Origin of the sequence: Flagellimonas lutaonensis, from assembly GCF_000963865.1 — a bacterium.
GTDB classification, from domain to species: domain Bacteria; phylum Bacteroidota; class Bacteroidia; order Flavobacteriales; family Flavobacteriaceae; genus Flagellimonas_A; species Flagellimonas_A lutaonensis.
Map to the genome: position 1 here is coordinate 1382512 of NZ_CP011071.1, position 24452 is coordinate 1406963.

Annotated in this window: 20 protein-coding genes and 1 tRNA gene; 11 read left to right on the forward strand and 10 right to left on the reverse strand. The window is 45.7% G+C overall.

The features are described 5' to 3' along the window. Positions 1–238: 238 nt before the first annotated feature. The 6 genes from VC82_RS06410 to mce form a co-directional block, all read right to left on the reverse strand. On the reverse strand, positions 239–1771 hold the full coding sequence (locus VC82_RS06410) for an ATP-binding response regulator (RefSeq protein ID WP_045801637.1): 1533 nt from the start codon (positions 1769–1771) through the stop codon (positions 239–241). After that, positions 1764–2261, reverse strand: a complete 498-nt coding sequence (locus VC82_RS06415; RefSeq protein WP_045801638.1) for a Rab family GTPase — start codon at positions 2259–2261, stop codon at positions 1764–1766. The genes VC82_RS06410 and VC82_RS06415 overlap by 8 nt, the downstream gene beginning before the upstream one ends. After that, entirely contained in the window at positions 2248–3099 is an 852-nt protein-coding gene (locus VC82_RS06420) for a hypothetical protein (protein ID WP_045801639.1), read from the reverse strand. The genes VC82_RS06415 and VC82_RS06420 overlap by 14 nt, the downstream gene beginning before the upstream one ends. Before the next feature lie 18 nt (positions 3100–3117). Further along, entirely contained in the window at positions 3118–3474 is a 357-nt protein-coding gene (locus tag VC82_RS06425) for a hypothetical protein (RefSeq protein ID WP_045801640.1), read from the reverse strand. 236 nt (positions 3475–3710) lie between these two features. After that, a tRNA-Ile gene (locus VC82_RS06430) sits at positions 3711–3784 on the reverse strand. A gap of 48 nt (positions 3785–3832) precedes the next feature. Next, positions 3833–4249, reverse strand: coding sequence for a methylmalonyl-CoA epimerase (mce, locus tag VC82_RS06435; RefSeq protein WP_045801641.1), 417 nt, complete (start codon positions 4247–4249; stop codon positions 3833–3835). Positions 4250–4357: 108 nt separating this feature from the next. Here mce and rbfA point away from each other — a divergent pair, with 108 nt between their 5' ends. Together rbfA and VC82_RS06445 are read left to right on the forward strand one after the other, a co-directional pair. After that, a complete protein-coding gene (gene rbfA / locus VC82_RS06440) occupies positions 4358–4750 on the forward strand; it encodes a 30S ribosome-binding factor RbfA (RefSeq protein ID WP_045801642.1) in 393 nt (130 codons plus the stop codon). Between the two features lie 2 nt (positions 4751–4752). Continuing rightward, positions 4753–5964, forward strand: a complete 1212-nt coding sequence (locus tag VC82_RS06445) for an ABC transporter permease (protein ID WP_045801643.1) — start codon at positions 4753–4755, stop codon at positions 5962–5964. 82 nt (positions 5965–6046) lie between these two features. Here VC82_RS06445 and dusB read toward each other — a convergent pair whose 3' ends face one another. Both dusB and VC82_RS06455 read right to left on the reverse strand, forming a co-directional pair. Next, a complete protein-coding gene (dusB, locus tag VC82_RS06450; RefSeq protein WP_045801644.1) occupies positions 6047–7039 on the reverse strand; it encodes a tRNA dihydrouridine synthase DusB in 993 nt (330 codons plus the stop codon). Positions 7040–7114: 75 nt separating this feature from the next. Continuing rightward, on the reverse strand, positions 7115–8338 hold the full coding sequence (locus tag VC82_RS06455; RefSeq protein ID WP_045801645.1) for a M20/M25/M40 family metallo-hydrolase: 1224 nt from the start codon (positions 8336–8338) through the stop codon (positions 7115–7117). Positions 8339–8371: 33 nt separating this feature from the next. On the opposite strand from VC82_RS06455, the gene VC82_RS06460 reads away from it, so the two are divergent. Continuing rightward, complete coding sequence (locus VC82_RS06460; protein WP_045801646.1) at positions 8372–9472, forward strand: TolB family protein; 1101 nt, start codon at positions 8372–8374, stop codon at positions 9470–9472. A gap of 7 nt (positions 9473–9479) precedes the next feature. Here the strand turns inward: VC82_RS06460 and VC82_RS06465 are convergent, their stop codons facing one another. After that, positions 9480–11897, reverse strand: a complete 2418-nt coding sequence (locus tag VC82_RS06465) for an outer membrane beta-barrel family protein (protein ID WP_045801647.1) — start codon at positions 11895–11897, stop codon at positions 9480–9482. A 138-nt stretch (positions 11898–12035) separates the two neighbouring features. On the opposite strand from VC82_RS06465, the gene lepA reads away from it, so the two are divergent. Next, on the forward strand, positions 12036–13832 hold the full coding sequence (gene lepA / locus VC82_RS06470) for a translation elongation factor 4 (RefSeq protein WP_045801648.1): 1797 nt from the start codon (positions 12036–12038) through the stop codon (positions 13830–13832). Here the strand turns inward: lepA and VC82_RS06475 are convergent. Then, complete coding sequence (locus tag VC82_RS06475; protein ID WP_045801649.1) at positions 13829–15682, reverse strand: cation:proton antiporter; 1854 nt, start codon at positions 15680–15682, stop codon at positions 13829–13831. The genes lepA and VC82_RS06475 overlap by 4 nt on opposite strands. Positions 15683–15894: 212 nt before the next feature. Between VC82_RS06475 and VC82_RS06480 the strand changes: the two genes are divergently transcribed. From VC82_RS06480 to VC82_RS06510, 7 genes are all read left to right on the forward strand, one after another. After that, positions 15895–16758, forward strand: coding sequence for an MBL fold metallo-hydrolase (locus tag VC82_RS06480; RefSeq protein ID WP_045801650.1), 864 nt, complete (start codon positions 15895–15897; stop codon positions 16756–16758). Positions 16759–16777: 19 nt separating this feature from the next. Next, positions 16778–18427: a S8 family peptidase gene (locus VC82_RS06485; protein ID WP_045801651.1), complete on the forward strand. Its 1650-nt coding sequence runs from the start codon at positions 16778–16780 to the stop codon at positions 18425–18427. Between the two features lie 3 nt (positions 18428–18430). After that, positions 18431–20278 (forward strand): M1 family metallopeptidase, encoded by a 1848-nt coding sequence (locus tag VC82_RS06490; protein ID WP_045801652.1) that lies wholly within the window; start codon positions 18431–18433, stop codon positions 20276–20278. Positions 20279–20345: 67 nt separating this feature from the next. Further along, positions 20346–20732, forward strand: coding sequence for a ribonuclease P protein component (gene rnpA, locus VC82_RS06495; RefSeq protein WP_045801653.1), 387 nt, complete (start codon positions 20346–20348; stop codon positions 20730–20732). Continuing rightward, the gene (locus tag VC82_RS06500; RefSeq protein WP_045801654.1) at positions 20716–22338 is read left to right on the forward strand and encodes a S41 family peptidase; all 1623 of its coding nucleotides are present in this window, start codon (positions 20716–20718) and stop codon (positions 22336–22338) included. Before rnpA ends, VC82_RS06500 begins: the two co-directional genes overlap by 17 nt. Positions 22339–22572: 234 nt before the next feature. Continuing rightward, positions 22573–23805, forward strand: a complete 1233-nt coding sequence (gene dcm / locus VC82_RS06505; protein ID WP_045801655.1) for a DNA (cytosine-5-)-methyltransferase — start codon at positions 22573–22575, stop codon at positions 23803–23805. Next, positions 23802–24416 (forward strand): hypothetical protein, encoded by a 615-nt coding sequence (locus VC82_RS06510; protein ID WP_045801656.1) that lies wholly within the window; start codon positions 23802–23804, stop codon positions 24414–24416. The genes dcm and VC82_RS06510 overlap by 4 nt, the downstream gene beginning before the upstream one ends. Positions 24417–24452 lie beyond the last annotated feature (36 nt).

The following is a 24452-nucleotide window of genomic DNA, read 5'->3' on the forward strand; positions in this document are numbered from 1 at the left end:
ATGGTTTTTTTGGTTGCTCAACTTGTTATTTTTCAATAACAGAATAAAACTAAGAAGTGGGTTCGACCTTTCGTCACGACAAAAGGCACCTAAATAAAAAATCGATTAAGTGTCGTGTTTTTCCGATGAAACACTTCATAAGTAAGAATATTCTGACTTTATAGGATTTTTATTCGATTTTGGCACAGGAAACGTTTGTGGAAATCATCAACGGAAGCTACTTGCCTTAACAATCTTTTTACCGTAGGTGCCTATCGATTGCATCCAAAAGGGTGGTGATCTCAAAAGGTTTAATGAGAATGTCGTTCATGCCGGCTGCCCTGCATTTCTCAACATTGTTGTCAAACAGGTGGGCAGTGATTCCAATAATGGGTATTTTGTTTACCTTTTTAAAGGGCAGTTCCCTAATTAAACGGGTTATGTGATCGCCCGAAATATTGGGCAAAATGGCATCTAAGACCACTACGTCATATTCATTGTTGATGACCATTTCTAAAACCTCGGCACCATCTTCGGCCAAATCAATGTAGAACCTTTGCGTATCGATCAACGATTTGAACAGCGCCATTTGTACCACCTCATCGTCTTCGACAAGCAACAATTTATATTTGCCCTTCTTTTTTGCATATTTTTTCGTCGTTGCTCCTTTTTTCAGCTTTTTTTGGGCTTTCTCTTCTTGTACGGCTCGCAAGGGATACTTCAATGAAATGTCAAAATAAAAAGTGGAACCTTTGCCCTCGGACGATTGCACTTTGATCTCACTCCCCATGAGTTCAAGAAGACCCCTTACGATTGTGAGACCGAGGCCACGGCCTTGGATTTTGGTCGAATTTTCAACCCTTGAAAAACTATCAAAAATAAGTGTGAGGTTCTCTTGGGCTATTCCAGGGCCTGTATCTGAAACCTCAAAGCGCAGGTTTACTTTGTTGGCCCACTTTTGGTTCAAAGAGACTTTAAGTTGAACCTTCCCCTGTGCTGTGACCTTGATGGCATTGTCCAAAAGATTGGTAAGCACTTGGTACAGCCTCAGTCGGTCACCTTCAACGTACGACGGCATGCGGCCATCAAGTTCCATGGTAAATGAGATGCCCTTAAGCTTGGCCTTGGCCTCATAGGTAAAGCGTAAAAGGTCAAACAACCGCGCCAGGCCAAAGAGCTTGTTTTGAAGGTCTAGCTTGCCCGCTGACATCATGCTAAGACTCAGCACATCTTCGAGCATCAGTCTAAGATTGTTGTTTGACTCTTTCAGAAAATCGAGAATTTGCTTTTGCTCTGGGTTTAGGGGCGTGTTGGCCAAAACATTGTTCATGGCCAAGATACTGGTCAGCGGATTTCGAAGCTCATGGCTGAAATTTTGTATGAAGCGATCCTTAAACTTTTCGCGCTCTTCAAGTTCTTTGTTCTTGATGGCGACAAGCTCTGAACGAATAATGGACTCGTTTCGGGCCTGGGCGACCATTTGATACTCATTGTAGTGTTCTGTCAGGTCGAAAATCACGATCAGTATCCCAGTTTCTTCTTTGACCATTTTGATGTCAACGATATACTCCCGTTCGCCAATGGCTAAATGCACACAGTTGAACAAAAATTCATTTTCCGTGGCTCTAGCCACCGAAGAAATACATTCAAAAAAAAGATGTGCCTCAGTAATGTGGGCGCCTTTCTCAATGGTAAAAATGGCATAGTCGCTCTCTTGCACAACTCCCTCGGAATCGGTGAAGATGAACTGGATATTCTTGCCTATGTACCGTTGCTTATACTGTTCAAGCATCGTTGTTCAATAGCATTGCCATTTCATGAAAAACTTCTTCTACGGAACCACCGGTCTTGGCGCTGGTCAAAAAATCACAGGAGATATGGTTCTCGTCCAAAAGGGTTTTTAAATCGCCTTGGTCCACCAAGTCGAGTTTGTTTCCCACGACCAAAATAGGCGTATCAGGAATTTTTTCCGACACCAAAGCCAAGTCTTCATTGATATTCTGAAAAGTCGAGGGCCTTGTTACATCGAAAACAAAGAGTGCTCCATGGGTGCCCAAGAGGTACGGGGCCCTGATAAATCTAACATCATCGGTACCCTCAAGGTCCCACAAAATCATGGAGATGGATTGATCCCCTTCTAGTTGCACCACTTTTTTGGAGATATGCACCCCAATGGTAACTTTATATTTATCTGAAAAACTGTTCTCGACGAACCTTCTGATCAATGAGGTCTTGCCCACCCCAAAATGGCCCAAGACCACTACTTTTTTAGATTTTTGCATTTCCGAAGCTTGATGCCAATTCTTTTTCTATGGCCCTTCTACCCGATTTTCTAGACCCTTTGGCAACACTGGGAAAATCGACCACCAAGTCTACGTTCATGGCCATATACCTATTATAAAAGTCAAATATGATATCTTGAAGTTTGTTCTTTGATTTTAGCCCAAACGGCCCTGAGATGACCACGGCAATATAGTGGGTCACAAAACTTTGCAGGTGTATCTGGTATAGCTCGTATTCAATAAGTTCAAGGCTCTGGTCTTTTTGATTGAAGGCATCTTCAACAAAGGTTTTAATGGCCGTGAGCATGCCCGAGATCATTTCTTCATCGATACTCTTGGTCTTCGAATAGCTTGCCTTTAGTATTCCTGAATCTTTCTCTATCAAAAGTACCTGCTCTATTTTGGCCGTGGCCAGCTGTTGCAGAAGAAGCTCTTTCTGCTTTTTACCACTAAATAGGGCTTTAATCCTTATTTTCAAGCGCGTGAGAAAATTGAACTGATTGTCGATCTTTTCTGAAAGCACCTTGATTTCTTGCGCGATGTATTTTTTGATCATTTTTCCCAGAATGGGGAAAAGTGCATCAACAACCTCGTCTCTTTGGGTTCGTATTTGCTCCCGCAGGGTTTCCGTAATTGTAGGCCCCAAGGTTGTGGGAATGTTCTTTGTGAACTCGCTTAACTGGTTTTCAATAATGGGGTCGACCTTTGATGATAGGCGTTCTTTTTCGTTGACGGTTTTTTCGAGCAGTTCAATTCGTTGAGAAATCTTCTCAATGTACTGCCGGTCGTCAGTAAAAAGAATGTCTTTTAAGACCTCGAGCCTATCTTTCTCGTTCATCAAGGTAGTATTGACAAATTACTCCTTGGCGATTTTTTCACCCAGATCGATCAATAATTGGCCCAGGGTTTCTTTATTCACCGTATCGGATTGCAGCTCATCAATCTTCCCTTCAAGGTTTTGCTCTACTTCGGTGATGCGGATGTTCAAATCTGTGGAAACATTGTCGATAGACTTGGTAAGCTCTGTTCTTACTTCTTCAATGAGCTCGTTCAGGGCTTTCTTTTTGCTAAGGATTTCCTTTTTCAGTTTTTCAAATTCAGAGTCGTACTCTTTGATCTGTTCACCGAAAATCAGCTCTTTTATCACCTCTATTTTTGAGGAGGCATCTTCAGCCTTGTTGTTCAGCTCTATGACGGGTCGGTTCTTTGACATGGATATAATTTTATTGGTTTAATCGGTTTAAAGAGGCGGCCTACAGTCAGCAAGAAGCGTTTACTTCTGAAATCTGCTAAAGGTTCGTGAGGGGGCAGAGGGCTAATATAATGAAACTCATGTGAATTCACCAAGCCTTGGGTCTTAGAAAGGCGGTTCTTGCAAGGTTCTTTGGCTACGATGCCGTTTCCACAGAAAAGAAAAAGCCTTGGCAAGCGCCAAGGCTTTTGTCGATGTGGTCCCACCTGGGCTCGAACCAGGGACCCCTTGATTATGAGTCAAGTGCTCTAACCAGCTGAGCTATAGGACCTATAATTGCGGACGCAAAACTAGTATTTATTTTTTGTTGCCACAAGGGTTACGTGTTCTCTCGCACAGGTATTTCTTGGCACAGTTCGATCAATACCCCGTTACCGTCTTTGGGGTGCAAAAAGGCGACCCACTTGTTGTCGGCCCCTTTTTTTGGTTCTTCATTCAATATTCTAAAGCCTTGGGCGCGCAAACGGTCCATTTCTTTTCTTATATCAGTTACGGCAAATGCGATGTGGTGAATGCCCTCGCCCTTTTTTTCAATAAACTTGGCAATAGGGCTGTCATCTTTTGTGGCCTCTAACAATTCAATCTTATTGGGGCCCACCTCAAAAAAAGAGGTTCGCACCCCTTCTGAGGCCACTTCTTCAATCTTATAGTGGGGCATGCCAAATATTTTTTCAAAAAGCTTGTTTGAGGCAGCCAAATCCCTTACGGCAATTCCGATGTGCTCGATTTTGTCCATATCCCTAACTTTTCCTTTATAAATCCTTTTTATCTTTAGAAGGGCCAATTTAGGCAATGTTACGGTGCCAAATCATGAGAAACATCATTTAATGCCTATTTTTGCAGTATGGAAACACAGCGACAAAAGAAAATTGCCAAAGTAATTCAGCAAGATTTGGCAGATATCCTACAAAGAGCCTTGACCGAGGGCGGCACTTTGGGGGTAATCGTTTCTGTGTCGAAGGTATATGTGACCGCCGACCTTTCGATTGCCAAGGCATACATCAGCATTTTTCCGAACGATAAGGCGCCGCCCTTGCTCGAAGAAATCAAATCGCTGGGGGCACAAATCAGACATCAGCTGGCCCAACGCACAAAACACCAGTTGCGCCGGGTACCGCAACTCGCTTTTTTTCTTGATGATTCTCTTGACTACATCGAGAACATAGAAAAATCTCTGAAGGGTGATGAAAACCCAATCGAGAATCCTGAACTGTTGCCCAAAATAAAGAAGTCGTAACGTTGAATTTTCCGCTGTACATCGCCAAACGATACCTGCGTTCAAAAAGCAGTCAAAATGCGGTCAACATCATCAATTTTATCACCTTTTTGGTCATCATCATAGGAGCGGCCGCTCTTTTTGTGGTATTGTCTGCCTTTTCAGGTCTCAAGACCTTCAGCCTTCAATTTACCAACACCTTTGACCCCGACCTAAAAGCCATGCCTTCATCTGGAAAAGTGTTTTCCGTAGGGCCCAAGGAAGAACAGAAACTGGCCGCCATCGAGGGTGTGGCACACTATTCAAAAGAATTGGAAGAGCGCGTTTACCTTTCTTTTCGCGAAAAAGGAGATCTGGCTTTCATCAAAGGGGTAGATGAAAACTACCGGAAAACAACGGGAATTGACAGCACGCTCTATTTTGGCAGTTGGGGCATTGCCAAGCACAATGCGGTCATGGGCATTGGCATTTACAACCTGTTGGGGGTGCCCATAAACAATTACAGAACTCCGATGATGGCCCTGGCCCCAAAACCGGGCAGCGGTTCGTTTTCGCAATCTGGTCTGGGTTCAAAACCCTATAACGAGCTGCCATTGGTGGTCAGTGGGGTATACGCCATTGAAGAGGGGCTTGACAAAAAATATGTTTTTACCGAACTATCACTGGTCCAAGCCTTTCTAGAGAAAGACAGCACCCAGATATCGGGCATCAATTTCAAGCTCAATGGCAAAAGACCGGCTGAAGAGATCCGGCAAGAAATCGCATCTGTATTGGGCGATAAGGCAAAAATATTGAGCAGAAGGGAGCTCAACCGAACCCTTTATCGAATGCTGAATACCGAGAACTTGGCCACCTACCTCATTTTTACGCTTGTATTGATCATTGCGCTGTTCAATGTGGTGGGTGCCATCATCATGATGATCCTGGACAAACGTCAAAACTCTAAGACCCTTTATAACCTTGGGGCCACGATCAAAGAATTGCGCCGTATCTACTTTATTCAAGGCTTGTTGGTTACCACATTGGGGGGTTTGATCGGAGTGCTGTTGGGCGCATTGTTGATAGGATCGCAATTGGCCTTTGGTTGGTTAAAGATCACTCCGTCACTGGCCTATCCCGTGGAATTTGACCTCACGAACGTAATGGTGGTGGTGGCGACGATTGTTGTCTTGGGCATCATATCCTCAAAAATTGCGAGTAGCCGAATCTCAAAGAAGCTCATCAGCAGTATTTGACATGGGCCAAGTGGGCTTCTGCCCGCTTTCATTGGTAGTAGCTGCCAAGATGGTTATCGTCTAATTGAACCGAAAGATATAGCTAGGCAAACTCGTAGTCACCGAATTTTTCCAAAACCTCGTCAAATGCCGCAAAGACATCCGCTGCCACATCGCTGGTCACCATTTTCATTCGGTATTCCTTAAAATGGGGAATGCCCTTGAAGTAATTGGTATAGTGCCGTCTTGTCTCCAACACTCCCAATTTTTCCCCTTTCCAGTCTATGGCCATCTGAAGGTGCCGCCTAGCAGCGGTTACCCGTTCTTGCATTGGGGGTGGCGCGAGGTGAGACCCTGTTTCAAAATAGTGCTTCACTTGGTTAAAAAACCATGGGTTGCCGATACTGGCTCGCCCGATCATGGCGCCGTCCAGCCCAAATTCATCCCTCATTTTCAGGGCCGCCTCAGGGGTGTTCACATCGCCGTTGCCAAATACCGGAATATGCATTCTAGGGTTGTTCTTTACCTCAGCAATGGGCCGCCAATCAGCTTCTCCCTTGTACATTTGAACCCTTGTTCGGCCATGTATCGATATTGCCTTTATACCGACATCTTGAAGCCGCTCGGCCACCTCGATTATCTTGATGGAACTTTCATCCCAGCCCAATCGTGTTTTTACGGTTACAGGCAACTTGGTTCGCTTGACCATGGCCTCGGTGAGTTTGACCATCAACGGAATATCGCGAAGTATACCGGCCCCGGCATTTTTGCAGACCACTTTCTTGACCGGGCACCCAAAATTGATATCGATGATATCGGGGCCGGTCTGCTCCACTATGTCAATGGCCTGTAGCATGGAATCCATTTCAGCGCCGAAAATCTGAATGCCCACCGGGCGCTCTTTTTCGTAAATATCAAGTTTGATGACACTCTTTGCCGCATCGCGTATCAAGCCTTCGGAAGAGATGAACTCAGTATAGACCACATCGGCCCCATTTTCTTTGCACAAGGCACGAAAAGGGGGATCGCTCACATCTTCCATAGGGGCAAGAAGCAAGGGAAAATCAGGAAGCTCTATGTCTCCAATCTTGACCATTTACATTTTTTAACGGGCTGCAAAGTTACATGAAAAAAGTAAGCTGTTAAAAATGAGTCTTTTATAAAACGTCTTCTAAAACTTGATGTCAACGGTGATACTGTCGCCTTCTCGCACAATTACCGCCTTTGTCTCATCGCCCTCGTCGAAAGTTGACAGGGCCCGCATATAGCCCATCATATCAACCACAGTGCTATCGCCCAGTTGAATCACGATATCGCCCTTTTGCAGACCTGCCCTTTGGGCGGGCTTGTCTTCGCTCACCCCATCGATACGCATGCCCTTGCCGTCAAAAAGATAATCGGGTATCACCCCAAGACCCACTTTAAAACGTGGCACTTCTTCACTTTCGTTCTTGGTTTTTTTGAAGGATAGCGGAGCATCATCGTCCAAATCAACACAGATGGCAGTGATATACGCTACGATATCGCTGATGCCTTGATAATTCAGCTTTTCAGGATCATCGGTCGGTTTGTGGTAATCTTCGTGCTGGCCCGTAAAAAAATGTAGTACTGGAATGCCTTGCAGGTAGAACGAAGTATGGTCAGAAGGGCCCACACCGCTTTCTTTTAACACGAGTTTAAAATTCTTGTTGTTGGCGTTCAACGTTTGTTTCCAGATGGATGACGTACCGACACCGCTGATGGAAAGGGTGCGATCTTTGCGCAATCGGCCCACCATGTCCAAATTGACCATAAAATGTGCCTTGTCAAGGTCAATCGTTGGGTTCTTGACAAAATAGTTGGACCCGAGCAGCCCCAATTCTTCCCCAGAAAAAAACATGACCAAGATGTTCGACTGGGTCAGACTATCCTTGAGTTTTTGTGCAAGCTGCAGTACAGCCGCCACCCCACTGGCATTGTCATCGGCCCCATTGTGTATTGCAGGTTCGCCACGGTGCAGCGAGCCCTCGCCGCCCATGCCCAAATGATCGTAGTGCGCGCCGATGATAACCGTCTTATCGGCAGCCTTATCAAGAAAACCGATCACGTTGGTGCCCGTGGTTGTAATGTCGCCCGCATCGATATACTCGATTTCTTTGTGCGGATCGCGGGTATTTTTGAACGTGAATGTCTGAAAAAAGCTTGACCCATCGCCCTTGGGTCGGTACCCCAAATTTGCCAACTGCTCTGCAAGATACTCGGCACTCTTGATTTCATCGGTCGATCCCGTGGCCCGCCCTTTAAGTGAATCAGAGGCCAAAAAGGAGACTACTTCTTCTACATTGACCCCCTTGGGGACTTCTTGTTTACAGGAAATCACGAATGACAACAGTAGGGGCAATAGGTATTTGTACATCTTGGTTATTTTTGTGCAAAATTAGGAATCTTTATGTACCGACTGACCATCATTCCCCTCGTATTTGTTTTTATGGCCTGCAAGCAACAGAAGAAAGCGGAAGTGGCCAACAATCCCCAAGAAACACAACAAGACAGTATCCCCTTGGTCTATGCTGAAGAAAAACATTTTAAGAGCCTAAGGCAAGTGACATTTGGGGGTGATAATGCAGAGGCCTACTGGAGCTTTGACGATGAAATGCTGGTGTTTCAATCAAACTTTACCGATTGGGGCGTGGGATGCGACCAAATTTTTACCATGAACCGAAACGATACCTTTGATGGTGTTCGTCCGCCGATGGTAAGCACGGGCATGGGGCGAACCACCTGCTCTTATTTCATGCCCGACAATAAACACATTCTTTACGGATCTACCCACTTGGCAGACAAAGAATGTCCTGAGGTGCCCTTGCGCAAGAACGGCAAATATGTCTGGCCCGTTTACGACTCTTTTGACATTTTTGTGGCAGATCTTGATGGCAACATTGTCAAGCAACTGACAGATGAGCCCGGCTACGATGCCGAAGCTACCGTGTCGCCAAAAGGCGACAAGATTGTCTTTACCTCTGACCGAAGTGGCGACCTTGAGCTCTACACAATGGACATTGACGGTTCTAATGTGAAACAGATAACCGACGAACTGGGTTACGATGGCGGTGCCTTTTTCTCACCCGATGGCACCAAGTTGATTTTTAGAGCTTCACGACCAAAGACCGAGGAAGAAATCAAAGAATACAAAGAATTATTGGCCCAAGGGTTGGTACAGCCCACCGAAATGGAGCTTTTTATATGCAATGCCGATGGCTCTGACCTGAGGCAATTGACCTTTTTGGGAAATGCCAACTGGTGCCCTTTCTTTCACCCATCTGGGGAGAAAATTATCTTTTCGAGCAATTTTGAGGCAGAACGCGGCTTTCCGTTCAACCTATATATGATCGATATCGATGGCAAGAATTTAGAGCGGATTACCCACGGTGAGACCTTTGATGCCTTTCCTGTCTTCTCGAACAACGGAAAATATCTGGCCTTTTCAAGTAACCGAAACAATGGCGGAACGCGAGACACCAATTTGTTCATCGCAGAGTGGCAAGACTAATCGGAATTTAATCGCCATTTAGACGGTCGCGTTCTTTCTTATCGATGCCCCGTTGGTTGTCTTCCAGTCTGAAGTTCCCAAAATTATAGGTAAACCCAAGGCGGATGAATTGGGTTTCTGGCCTACGACGGTAAAAGTTGTCTTGGTTCAAATACCTTGAGGTATAGGTGGGCACATAAGTGCGCAACACGTCCTCGGCGGCAAGTGAAACTACCGCACGGTTGTTCCAAAGGGTCTTGCGCAGGCCCAAAGTGAGATTCAGTTGCTCATCGGATATGTATGAGCCATATAGAAAATTGGAAATGTAGGTTAGGGTGGCTTCGCCCGTCAGAGAACCATCTTTCGACAGGGTAAGGTAATTGGCCCAATAGGCATAAATGCCATTCAACTCGTTTCTAAACTCTTGATTGTTGCTCTCAACGGCCAGAAAGGTTTCATTTTCATGAAAGATAGAGACGTAGGCATATACGTACCATGGGTTCAAAATACTCTTGCTAAACGTAAAGTCAAGCCCGTATGAGGTGCTCTCAAGCACATTTTGCCTTAATTCCCGCAATGTCTGGTTTTCGTTGTCTTGAAAAACGAGATAATTTATAAACTGGCCATTGTCTCGATAATAAAGGTCCACAAAGAATTTGCCCCCATAGGTGTAGTTGAGGTTAAAGTTGTTCGAAAAGTAGGGTCTTAGTCCTAAATTGCCTTCCTCGAAGTCATTTTCGTTGTTAAAGTTTCTGAACGGGTTGAGGTCATTATACCGTGGGCGATCGACCCGCCGCCCATAATCAAAGGCGAAGCTGTGTTTTTCCGAAGGTGAGTACAGTAGGTAAATCGATGGAAATAGTTCAAAAAAATCCTGTTCACTGATGGTGTTCAGCGTAAGCGATACGCCCTGTGCATCTGTAAGCTCGCCCCTAACCCCAAGTTTCAGAGACCACTTTTCCCAGCTCTTCACCCAACTCAAATAAGCTGCATAGACCTTTTCATCATACTCAAAATCATCTGAAAACGAGGCATCGACGGTTTGGCTATTCCCTGTGAAATTGAAATAATCTATAGCGCTTTCGGACGAGATGGATGAGAGCTTTAGCCCCGATTCGAAAGACGAAGCGCCCAAGGGTGTGGCATAGTCCATCTGCCCAGTAAAAATCTTTATCTGTTGGTCAGATGCCGTGGTGAAGCCAAAGTTTCTTATGAAATCACCGTTGTCGTCAAAATAATCTGAATCTATTCTTTGTGAAAAAGACTGATTGAAATTCGTAAAATGTCCGTTGAAAGACAGTTGCGCACCCTGTTTTTTCAGTTTATGGACATAGGTCAAGTCAAAGGCCAAGTTACTGTTGTCCACATCTATGGTGTTCTCGGTGTTAAATGTTGAATCAATTGCGCCCAATCTGTTTGCAATCTCGGTGTCGAGTACGCTTGTCCATTCCTGGTTTGGATTGAACAATACATTCGTGGTAAAATTTAGGCTGTTTTTGTCATCAAATTCATAGTCGAGCACCCCTGTGGCATTATGGGCCTTGGTTCTCTTGATTTCATCGATGTTGGTTTCCCAAATGGAATAGGGCAGGCCGGTATCGTCAATAAAATTGATGCCCTTGCTTGTTCTTCGAAGCTCCTTTTTGGGATTGTAGGTGTAATTGGCAAACACATTGAGCTTTTCGGTCTTGTAATAGTGGCTCATTCCAGCGCTGTATTTCGGAAAAACAGCCTGGGTATAATTGCCCGTTACGCTACCTTTATAGCCGGGCACAATATTTTTGTTGGTCACAATATTGAGAATTGGACCTCCCTCGGCATCAAAACTGGCGGGAGGGTTGGCAATCACCTCAACCGACTTGATATTGGTGCCCGAAAGGCCTTCCAACAAATCTTTTGCCTCTTGCCCTGAAATCTGAACCTTTCTGCCATTGAGATAAATGGTGGCCGATTGTCCGCGAATCTGCAGCTCTTCTTGGTTGACAATGACCCCTGGGGTGCTTTTTAGAATATCCCATGAATTGCCCTGGGAGACCACGGTGTTTTCCACATTGAAAACCAATCGATCGGCCAACCGTTCCAATGTTGGCCTCCTAGCGGTTACAACCACTTCGTCAAGACTTTCGATATCACTTGGCAAAATAAGCGCCCCCAACGAAATGTCTGATTTTATATCAAGGGGCAAGGGCTTGGACCCCCTACCAACATAACTCGCCTGAAGTAGGTATAGGTCGGGTTCGATTCCATCCAACAAAAACCTGCCACCCTCATCGGCCGAAGTGCCTTTTACAAAGGTTGAGTCGATGGCGCTCAACAACAGCACATTGGCAAAACCAATCGGTTCGTTGCTTTCGTTGACCACCTTTCCGATAATTTGATGGGTCTGAGCCGTCAAATTGCAAAAAACAAAGACCGCCAAAAGTGGCAATAAGCGTAAGCGTTTCATTCAGAGTTTGGGTTGTCACTCAAATCTAATGAAATTATTTTGAGTAGTTCCCATATTCACCAAAAACCAAGTAGATAGGTTTGAAAAGCGCTATATTTGCACTCATTTAAGACGTTGGCTTTTCTTCGAGGAATATTTATGAAACACATTCGAAATTTTTGCATAATTGCCCATATCGACCATGGTAAGAGTACCTTGGCCGACCGCCTGTTGGACTTTACCGGTTCGGTGACCGAGCGTGAAAAAAAAGAGCAACTGCTCGACAACATGGACCTTGAGCGCGAGCGGGGCATTACCATTAAAAGCCACGCCATTCAAATGGAGTATGTTCATGAGGGCCAAACATATGTGTTGAACCTTATCGATACTCCGGGCCACGTTGATTTTTCTTATGAGGTCTCTCGGTCAATTGCGGCCTGTGAAGGGGCACTTTTGGTGGTCGATGCGGCACAGAGCATTCAAGCCCAGACCATATCAAATCTATATCTGGCCTTGGAGAACGACCTTGAAATCATTCCTGTTTTGAACAAGGTAGACCTGCCAAGTGCGAACCCCGAAGAGGTGACAGATGACATTGTTGATTTGCTGGGGTGCAAACCAGAGGAGGTGATTCCGGCCAGTGCAAAGACCAGCATCGGAATTGAAGCTATTCTCACGGCCATCATTGAGCGGGTTCCCGCACCTACTGGGGATCCTAAAGCACCCTTGCAGGCCTTGGTCTTTGATTCTGTCTATAATCCCTTTAGGGGGGTTGAAACCTATTTCCGTATTGTCAACGGTGAAATCAAAAAAGGGCAAAAAATCAAGTTTATGGCCACAGGCAAAAGCTATTTTGCCGATGAGATCGGTACTTTGAAGCTCACCCAAAACCCAAAGGACAAAATTTCAACCGGTGATGTGGGCTATCTGATCACCGGCATCAAAGATGCCCGTGAGGTAAAGGTGGGCGATACGATCACGTACTCAGAAAATCCCGCAAAAGAGGCAATTGCTGGATTCGAAGATGTAAAGCCCATGGTATTTGCCGGAATCTATCCCGTAGATACCGAAGATTTTGAAGAACTGCGTTCTTCTATGGAAAAATTACAGCTCAATGATGCCTCTTTGGTATTTACGCCTGAGAGCAGTGCGGCCCTTGGTTTTGGTTTCCGGTGCGGTTTTCTTGGTATGTTGCACATGGAAATCATACAGGAACGGCTGGAGCGCGAATTTGATATGACGGTCATAACCACCGTTCCCAACGTTAGCTATCATGCCTTTACCACCAAAGAGCCAGAAAAACCGGTTATTGTCAACAACCCTTCGGACCTGCCCGACCCCTCTACCCTTGACCGGGTAGAAGAACCCTATATTAAGGCGACCATCATTACCAAGTCAGATTTTGTGGGTAACGTTATGTCGCTCTGTATTGAAAAAAGGGGGCAGATTACCAACCAGACGTACCTAACCACCGAACGTGTGGAGTTGACCTTTGATATGCCCTTGGCCGAAATTGTTTTTGATTTCTATGATCGGTTGAAAACGGTTTCAAAGGGTTATGCCTCTTTCGATTATACCCCTATCGGGATGCGGGTCTCAAAACTGGTAAGGGTAGATATTCTATTGAACGCCCAGCCAGTGGATGCCCTTTCGGCACTGGTGCATTTTGACAATGCCTACCACATTGGCAAAAAAATGTGCGAAAAGTTGAAAGAGCTCATTCCGCGGCAGCAGTTCGACATTCCGATCCAAGCGGCGATCGGCTCAAAGATCATCGCCAGGGAAACCATCAAGGCACTGAGAAAAGATGTGACCGCAAAATGTTACGGGGGCGACATTTCACGAAAGCGAAAACTGCTCGAAAAGCAGAAGAAAGGAAAGAAACGTATGCGGCAAGTGGGCAATGTCGAAATTCCACAGCAAGCCTTTATGGCCGTTCTGAAACTAAATGATTAATTTGTTGAACCCGAATCATTTTTATCCTTTAATTCAAATCTTTTCCCCAAGTAAACCAGTATATATCCGGGTTTAATGTCTTCTAATTCGGTGACATAGGCCGAAATTATTTTAATGTCACCATTGGTGTTTTTTAAGAACAGGGGAATAATATTTTCGTCGGCCTTACTCATTTCTATTAGGCCCTCAAAGTGCTCATTGTCCTTAAGTTGAATCTCATGTATGGTCGGGTATTTTCTCGCAACCTCCATTAAGTTGATAAAATCAGCTGTGTGAGAGAATAGGCCTTCTTCTGGGTTGTTCTCGGGGTCAGACATCTCTTCTGGATTCATGAGCCTAAACGCCCCATTTTCACCAAACTGTTTCCCTAAGTTTTCAATAGCATAACGATTAATGTCAGAGTTTGCGGTCAATGCCATAAGATAGCCCACATCGTTCAATTCTATGTTGTCTGTAAGCGTGTCAGAATATATGTTCGCAACAAAAGCCTCGATTCCCAATTTTTTGGCCTTTTCAATATTGGTGGGATTGTTGTCGATCAGTACCACGTGGCGGCCGTTGTTTTTCAAGTAATTGGCGATCAATCTCGATACTTTTGAGGCGCCAATAATCAAGATTCCCTCAGATTTTGTCAAAAAGACGCCCACCAATCGCGCAAAAAGACGAGCGGTAGTGGCATTTAAAAGTACCGTTCCCAATACAATCATAAATACCAATGGCGTTATGTATTCAGCTCCGGGCTCGCCCCTCTGGAGCAGCTTCGACCCAAAAAGCGAGGCAATTCCTGCCGCTACGATACCCCTTGGGCCCACCCAACCTATGAAAAGCTTCTCATTGAATTTGAGGTCCGAATTCATTGAGCTCAAGAAAACGCCCAAAGGCCGAATGACAAAAACAATGACCGCAAACAACAAAACGGTTTTCCAATTGAAGATTAACTGCATATCATTGATGTTGATGTTGGCCGCCAAGAGAATGAACAGTATCGATATCAGCAACACACTCAAAGATTCTTTGAAATACAACAGCTCTTTTAAGTTGGGAAGGTTCATATTGCCCATTACCATGCCCATTACCACTACGGCCAAAAGCCCAGACTCATGGGCAAAAAGATCTGACTCGACAAAAACAAGCAAGACCACAGATAATGAGACAACGTTCAACAGGTAGTGTGGAATAAAGTTCTTTTTGATGGCGAATGCCAGGGCATGGGCAAATGTGAAGCCGAAGGTGAAGCCAAAAAGCAAAATTTTGCCAAATTCTATCAATGCGGTCTTGGTAAATGCCTGGCCCTCGCCTACACTGATGAACTCAAAAACCAAAACGGCCACCAAGGCACCAATGGGGTCAATGAGAATGCCCTCCCATTTCAAAACTGTTGACACATTTTTTTTGAGGGGAATGTTTCTCAATATGGGCGTAATGACGGTCGGGCCAGTTACAATGATCAGTGCCGAGAACAAGAAGGACATTTGCCAAGACAGGTCAAAAATATAATAGGCGGCCAAGCCTGCCCCAAAAAAGGTAACCAACGTACCAACTGTAATAAGTTTCGTGATAACGGGCCCTAAGTTGCGAATCTCCGACCGCTTTAGGGTCAACCCTCCCTCGAATAAAATGATGCTTATGGCCAGTGACACAAAATGATACAGTCCGTCGCCTGGAAAAAGCCCTTTTTCACCATTCCAGATGGGTTCGATCAACTTACTGCCGTCATCTGTATAAAGTGTTGAAATGGGGCCTACCAACAGCCCTATCAATATCAATGGTAAAATAGCAGGGAGCTTCAGTCGCCAAGCCACCCATTGGGCAATGATTCCGAGAATGACGATGCCGGCCAGTTCGATCATGGTGGTTATTTTTTTGAAATTTACTGTTTTTCTTTTGAACCCCAATTTTTTGCCTTTAGTACTGCATGTTCAGTGTTTTGACTACCGGCACCAATGCCGAGGGTGTCAAAAGCAGGGGATCGATGAAAATTGTTAAAATACCAATAATAAAAGGGTGTTCTTAAGCCAATTACACTCCTCTTTTCTTATTTTGCGCACCCTTTTCCCGTTAAATGAGACTATACCCCATAGAGACAGGAAATTTTAAATTGGATGGTGGCGCCATGTTCGGTGTGGTGCCCAAGTCGATATGGAACCGTACCAACCCTGCCGATTCGAACAACATGATCGACCTGGCGGCCCGCTGCCTATTGGTTGAAGATGGGGAACGTTTGATCCTTATAGACACCGGTCTCGGCAACAAGCAATCTGAAAAATTTTTCAGCTACTATTACCTATGGGGCAACCACTCGCTGGATGCCTCTTTGAAAAAATATGGCTTTCACCGCAATGATGTTACCGATGTGTTCATGACCCACTTGCATTTTGACCATTGTGGGGGAGGCATTCAATGGAACAAAGACCGCACGGGCTATGAACCTGCTTTTAAAAACGCCCACTTCTGGTCCAATGAAGACCATTGGCAATGGGCCACCAACCCAAACGCCCGTGAGAAAGCCTCTTTTTTAAAAGAGAACCTGCTGCCCATGCAAGAGAGCGGGCAACTCAACTTTATCTCACCGACCACTGAATGCTTTTTGGAAGGGTCTGAGCTGGGTTTTGGCATTTTATTTGTCGATGGACACACCGAAAAGCAAATGTTACCCCATATTTCATACAAAGGAAAAACAGTGGTATTTGTCGCAGACCTTATACCGACCTTGGGACATATTCCCCTGCCCTATGTAATGGGCTACGATGTTCGGCCCTTGGAAACGTTGACCGAAAAGAGTGCCTTTTTGAACAGGGCGGCTGACGAGGGATACCTTCTCTTCTTCGAACACGACGCCCACAACCAGATTTGCACCCTCAAGCACACCGAAAAAGGGGTCAGGTTCGACGAAGTATTTACCTTTGATGAAATTTTTAACGATTGACAAAGCAAATTGCACTTATATGATAACTAGATTTCTGAAACTTCCTTTTGCCATTTTAGGGATTTCTTTTTTGATGGGGGGCTGTGGGGCCACTACATTGGTCACCACCCCGGTGGAAAATATTGACACTGTTCCTAAAAAAGTGGCCGAACTAACCGAGGCCGAAAAGCGACGATGGGGCCATGCAGACCTGGTGACCGACACCATACCGGGCATGAGCATTGACCGGGCCTATACCGATATTATCAAGAACAAGAAGGGGCAAACGGTAATCGTGGCCGTACTCGATTCGGGCATCGACCTTGACCATGAAGACCTTGACGATGTTCTTTGGGTCAATAAAGATGAGCGGCCCGGTAATGGAAAAGACGATGACGGCAATGGCTATATAGACGATGTGCATGGTTATAACTTTTTGGGCGAATCGTACCATGAGCAGTTGGAGTATGCCCGGATTCTGCGCCTAAACCTAGGCGATGCCGCCCTAAGGGCAAAGGCAAAGGCAAAACTTGATAGCGAATATCCGGAAGCATTGCGGAACAAACAGCAATACGAACAAATTTTGCAAGTGGTAAAAAATGCCGATGAGGCCGTCAAGAAAGAACTGGGCAAAGACTCCTATGCCAAAAAGGACGTGCTGGCCATTGAGCCCAAGACCGATGCGATGCAGCAACACGTGGCCGTCTTGACCCAAATGTACAATTACGGCGACACCATCGAAGAAGTGCTTGAAGAATTGGAGAAGGGCATCAACTATTTTGCCGAAAGGGTCAACTACAACCTGAACAAAGACTTCAACGGCCGCAAAGTGGTGGGTGACAACCCCTACGACATTGCCGATACGGCCTACGGCGACGGAAACCCTGACAATAGGGTCAAAGATGAAAGCCATGGAACCCATGTGGCTGGTATCATTGCCGCTGAAAGAAACAATGGGAAAGGCGTCGACGGTGTCGCCAACAACGTCAAGATCATGGCCATACGGGCAGTGCCAAACGGCGACGAATACGACAAAGACATCGCCTTGGGTATCCGATATGCCGTCGACAATGGTGCCAAGATCATTAATTGTAGCTTCGGAAAGTCATTTTCGCCCAACCCTGAATGGGTATATGATGCCATTCGATACGCCGCGCAGAACGATGTGTTGATCGTACATGCGGCCGGCAACGATGGTGAGAACCTCGATGATCCCAATAACCCCAACTACCCGAACGACCATAGGTTTTCTGGAGAGGAATTCACCGACAATGTGCTCACTGTTGGCGCGTTGACAAGCGATTATGGTTCGGGTATGGTGGCCGTGTTTTCGAACTATGGAAAACAGAATGTGGATATTTTTGCCCCTGGTGACGATATCTATTCAACGCTTCCCAACAACGACTATGATTTTCAGGGGGGCACCTCAATGGCCGCTCCGGCAGTGGCTGGCATCGCGGCGTTGATTCGCTCATATTATCCAAAATTGACGGCCAAACAAGTGAAAGAAATCATCATGCAGTCGGGGCTGTCGTCAAAGGCCTCCGTTATCGTTTCGGGCGACCCCGAAAAGGCCACTACCTTTGATAACATCTCTAAATCCGGAAAAATGGTCAACGCCTACAATGCATTGATTTTGGCCGAAAGCATTTCCAAAGGAAAAAAAACGCTTGATTTTAACGCAGAATAACCTATGAAGTACCGCGCATTATTTTTACTGTTTCTTACCGTGTCATTGAACATCATGGCACAGGGCAACCATTGCTATTGGCAACAAAGGGCCGATTATTTGATGGATGTTGAGATGGATGTCAAAACCTTTCAGTACAAGGGTGCTCAAAAATTGACTTATACCAACAATTCGCCCGACACCTTGAACAGGGTCTACTACCATCTCTATTTCAACGCTTTTCAGCCCGGAAGCGAGATGGATGTTCGGTTGCAAACCATAAAAGACCCCGACGGAAGAATGATGGAGGATGGCAAGAGCAGAATAGCCTCCTTGACTGAAGATGAAATGGGCCATTTGCATGTAAAGACTTTGAAACACGACGGGCAACCGGTCAAATTTGTCGAAGAGGGCACTATTTTGGTGGTGTACCTCGACAAGCCCATTCTACCTGGCCAAAAAACCGTGTTCGATATGGAGTTCGAAGGGCAAGTGCCATTGCAAATTCGCCGTTCGGGCCGCAACAGCAAAGAGGGCGTGGCCTTGTCAATGAGCCAATGGTACCCAAAAATATCGGAATACGATTTCGAGGGTTGGCACCCCAACCCCTATATCGCTAGAGAATTTCATGGGGTTTGGGGCGATTATGATGTGAAGATCACCATCGACAAAGAATATACCATCGGAGGCACCGGATATTTGCAAAATCCACAAGAAATCGGTCACGGCTATGAGGCACCGGGCACCAAGGTCAAGCACAAGGGCAAAACACTCACTTGGCATTTCAAGGCACCAATGGTTCACGATTTTATGTGGGGGGCAGATCCTGAATACATTCACGAAACACTGCATATGGAAAACGGCACCACCCTGCATTTTTTCTATAAAGACAAACCTGAAATAGCGGAGAACTGGAAAAACCTTCAGCCCAAAACTGCCGAGGCCATGGAGTTCTTCAACAAAAATATCGGGCCTTACCCCTACCAACAGTACTCAGTTGTACAAGGGGGTGATGGTGGCATGGAATATGCGATGAGCACCTTTATCACCGGGGAAAGAAGTTTTGGCAGCCTTGTCGGTGTGATGGTGCACGAGCTTGCCCATTCGTGGTTTCAGCACGTTTTGGCCACCAACGAATCAAAACATGCCTGGATGGACGAGGGCTTCACCTCTTTTATCAGCAGTCTTTGCATGAACGAGATCATGGAACAGGGGAAGCAAAATCCTTTTGAAGGATCGTACAAGGGCTACTTTGCCTTGGTCAATTCTGGCAAAGAACAACCGCAGACCACCCATGCCGATCGGTACGACCTAAACTTTGCCTATGGCGTATCTGCCTACAGCAAGGGCTCTATCTTTTTGGCACAATTGGGGTATGTAATCGGGCAGGATAAGCTCATGCAGACGCTCAGAAAGTATTATGACGATTTCAAGTTCAAACATCCCACGCCCAACGATTTCATTCGAACGGCCGAAAAAGTCACGGACATGGAGCTCGACTGGTATTTAACGGATTGGACCCAAACCACCAACACCATCGACTACGGCATCAAAGAGGTGGTGGCCGAGGGCGACAAGACCAAGGTGGTTATGGAGCGTATCGGGCTGATGCCAATGCCGCTGGATATTTTATTGGTCGATTCACAGGGCAACCAAGAAACCTATTACGTGCCCCTCAGGATGATGCGCGGCGAAAAGGAAAATCCGTACAGCCAGTTGAACCGCACTGTTCTTGACGATTGGGCCTGGGCCTTCCCCAGTTATGAATTTACCATCGATAGGCCGATAAATGAAATCGAAGCCGTTGTCATAGACCCTTCGATGCTCATGGCCGATATTGACCGTGCCAACAACACCTGGCAGAAAGAATAATACTGTTTACCCTTTACAGAATCCGTTCGGGGTCATCGGTTCTCGAACGGATTCTTTACATTTATAAATGGACTTTTCCTTTCCCAAGAAAGAACGCCTAACTGGCAAAAAACACTTTGAACGGGTTTTTGTAGAAGGAAAACAGCTAAAGGCCTTTCCCTTAAAACTCGTTTACGCCGACGTACAATTTCGTGATAACGTGCCGGTAAAAGCCGCATTTGTGGCCCCAAAAAGGGCCTTTAAAAAGGCTGTTCACCGCAATCGTATCAAAAGGCTTCTCCGAGAGGCATATCGCTTGAACAAACATCTTATTTTTAACAACATTGAGGGAAATTTTGCGTTCGTCTTTTTATATCTTGGAAAGGATTTACCAGATTTCAAACAGGTCGATGGGCAGATGAAAAGCCTTTTGAAATCCTTCCTAAAAAAAGAATTCCATGAAAAGAATCCATAAAAAAATCGTCGTTCCGGTATTGGCCTTGGTCATTTTCGTGGCCGGAAGCAGCTTTAAAAGTGACTTTTTCGAGATTGCCAAGCAGATTGAGATCTTCACCACGCTCTTCAAAGAACTGAACATGAACTACGTCGACGAAACCAATCCGGCAGAACTGATGGACTCGGCCATTAAAAACATGCTGGAAGAGTTGGACCCCTATACCCGTTTCTTGAACGAACAAGATGTTGAAGCCTACAAAATAAACAATGCCGGCGAGTACTCGGGCATTGGGGCGCTGGTGCGGTCTTATGAAGACAGGTTGTTGGTAATAGAGCCCTACAAGGACTACCCCGCAGACAAGGCCGGCCTAAAGGCTGGTGACGAAATTATAAAGATTGGGGATATCGAAGTGGCCGATTTCGATGACAATGCCACTGAATTATTGAAAGGCGCCAACAATACAAGCGTTACCATCACATACAAGCGCCAAGGGCAGATAAAGACGGCCACCCTTACACGCGAGGCCGTGGAGGTAGATGCGGTGCCCTACTACGGAATGATAGACGAAAAAACCGGTTATATCGTTCTTTCAAAATTCAATAGAAAAGCTTCGAGCCAAACAAAATCGGCACTGCAAGACCTAAAGGGCAAGGGTGCCGAACGGCTGGTTCTTGATCTAAGGGGCAACCCTGGCGGACTGCTTTCCGAGGCCATCAATGTCACCAATATTTTTGTGGAAAAAGGAGAACTTATTGTCACCACCAAATCAAAGGTCAAAAAGTTCAACCAAGAGTACAAGACCAAGAACAAGCCTGAAGACCTTGATATTCCTTTGGTGATATTGATCGATGGTGGTAGTGCCTCAGCCAGTGAAATTGTCTCGGGTGGTCTTCAAGACTTAGATCGGGCCGTGGTCATTGGTGCGCGCAGTTTTGGTAAGGGCCTCGTGCAGCGCCCTCTGAAATTGACCTATGGTACCCAATTGAAGGTTACCATCTCTCGATATTACACGCCATCGGGCCGCTGCATCCAGTCACTTGACTACTGGAATCGTGATGAAGAGGGCAATGCTGTTCGCAACACCCAGTTCAACACTTTTAAGACCAGAAATGGCCGTACCGTCCAAGACGGGGGTGGCGTCATGCCCGACATAGAAATAGCATCCCTGCAATCAAATGCCCTTATTGACGCACTGGTGAAAGAAAATATCATTTTTGATTTTGCCACTGATTTCCACTATAGCAACAATTACGGCAGTGTACGTGATTTCAAGTTCACAGATGCCCAGTATGAAGACTTTAAGGATTTTGCCCTTTCAAAAAACTTCACCTACCGTACAGAGAGCGAGAAACTGCTCGAAGAGGCCCTTAACAACGATAGTGATCTGTTGGGCCAAGAGGTACAGTCGAAGTACAAAGAGCTTCTACTCGCCATCAATCGTGGAAAAAGGGCCGCGCTCGACACCTACCGGAAAGAAATCGAGAAAAAGTTGACGGATGAGATCATCAAACGCTACTTCTATAGGCAAGGACTTTACGATTACCATCTGATTAACGACGAGGCCATCTTGGGGGCGGTGGAAGTTTTAAAGGATAGCAATCGATACCGTTCAATCTTGCAATAGACCTTTGGCTAGGCCAGATGGATTCAGTAAGCGGGAAAATGATCGTTTTTGGTTGCCCTTCCTGAATAGCCAAATAGTAATTGGGTTGACAAACAGTGGAGAGAATAAACACATCACAACAAGATTGATCAATTAAAAAACGACCAAGGGCACCGTTCCATGCGTATCAAGCATTTGTTGGTGGACGATTGCGGATAAACTTTAAATTTCTCGCACTTTCACTACTTTTATCCCATGCCAAAACTAAAAGTCTGTGAACTGTTCGCCGGGGTCGGCGGATTTCGCCTAGGTCTGGAGGCCACGGGGCATTTTGAAGTGGTCTGGAGCAACCAGTGGGAGCCCTCGACCAAGACCCAACATGCCTCTATGGTGTACGAAGCGCGCTTCGGATCGGAAAACCACAGCAATAAGGACATAGAGCAGGTTCCGACCGACGAAATTCCCGATCATGATCTATTGGTGGGCGGGTTTCCGTGCCAAGATTATTCAGTGGCGACCACTTTAAAGAATTCAAAGGGCCTCATCGGAAAAAAAGGGGTGCTCTGGTGGTCTATCCATCGCATCCTGAAAGAAAAGAAGAACAGGCCCAAGTATCTTTTTCTGGAAAATGTAGATCGGTTGCTGAAATCGCCCTCAACACAAAGGGGGCGCGATTTTGCCATAATGCTCAAAAGTCTTTCAGATCTCGGCTATGCGGTTGAATGGCGGGTCCTCAATGCCGCCGATTACGGCATGCCACAACGCCGGCGAAGGGTGTTCTTTTTGGCCTATCATGAGTCTTCTTCCTTATTTAAAAAACTGGCGCGAACCCAAGAGGAAGATTGGTTGCTCGAAGCAGGTGTTTTTGCTAAGGCATTTCCTGTGGGCTTTGAGAAAGGGGGTACGACCCAATTTGTGGTTGTTGAAGATCTGCCGACACTATCGGAGACCTTTAACAGGAACGGAAAAAAATCCCCGTTCAAAAACGCAGGTGTGTGTGTTTCGGGCAACATAGTCACAAAAGACTTGGTGCCAGACTATAGCGGCCCAAAAATGGCGTTAAAAGATATACTTCAAAATGGCGAGGCGCCCGATGAGTTTTTCATTCCGGATTCCGAAATACCGAATTGGGCCTATCTAAAAGGGGCAAAGAAAGAACTCCGCACCAGTAAAAGTGGGCATCAATACCATTATACAGAAGGGAGCATGGTTTTTCCTGACGCATTGGACAAGGCTTCGCGAACAATCATCACGGGAGAGGGGGGCAAGGCTCCCTCGCGGTTCAAACATGTGGTACAGACCAAAAGAGGGTTGAGAAGGTTGACGCCCATAGAACTGGAGCGCTTGAACATGTTTCCGGATGACCACACCAAGTTGCAGGGTATCTCAGATTCTAAACGTGCCTTTTTTATGGGCAATGCCCTTGTGGTAGGGGTTGTTGAAAAAGTGGGCGTGGCACTTGCAGAAAAAATTGGGCCGGGCACATGACGTTGAAGAGCCATTTTCTTTCCGATCTCGAAAAAGAGAAAAAACTTGCGGCACTACTTGATGGTTGCTACCAAAAACACCTAAGGCACTATGATTTTATTCGTGTCCATGACGTGAAAAGACAGCGACAGGGTGTGGATGTCATATTTCGTAACAAAAAGACCGGAAAGGAATATTTTATCGATGAGAAAGCACAATTGGATTATATCAATGAAGACCTGCCGACCTTCGCCTTTGAGCTGTTATATGTAAAAGATGGTGGGCAGAAACAGGGGTGGTTTTTTGACAAAAGTAAGAAGACAGATTTTTACGCCCTGGCAACGGCCATTTTCTCAGATGAAGCGGGTTTATATACCTCGTGCAAAATCACTTTGGTCAATAGACAAAAGTTGATTTCCCTTCTGGTTGAAAAAGGACTTTCTCAACATTCGTTGCGGAGCAATTTTGCTGATTTTACCGAAAATCACGGAAAATCAACTGTAGCCCAACTCAATGAAAAAACCGAAGGGTACCTCTACTTTTCAAAGTTGAACAAGGCAGAAAGACCGCTAAACTTAATCCTTAAACTTGATTTTTTGAAAGACAATGGGCTGGCAAAGCGGTTGGTATAGTCAAAATTTGGTGTTAACTGTCTGTTAACCAGCTCA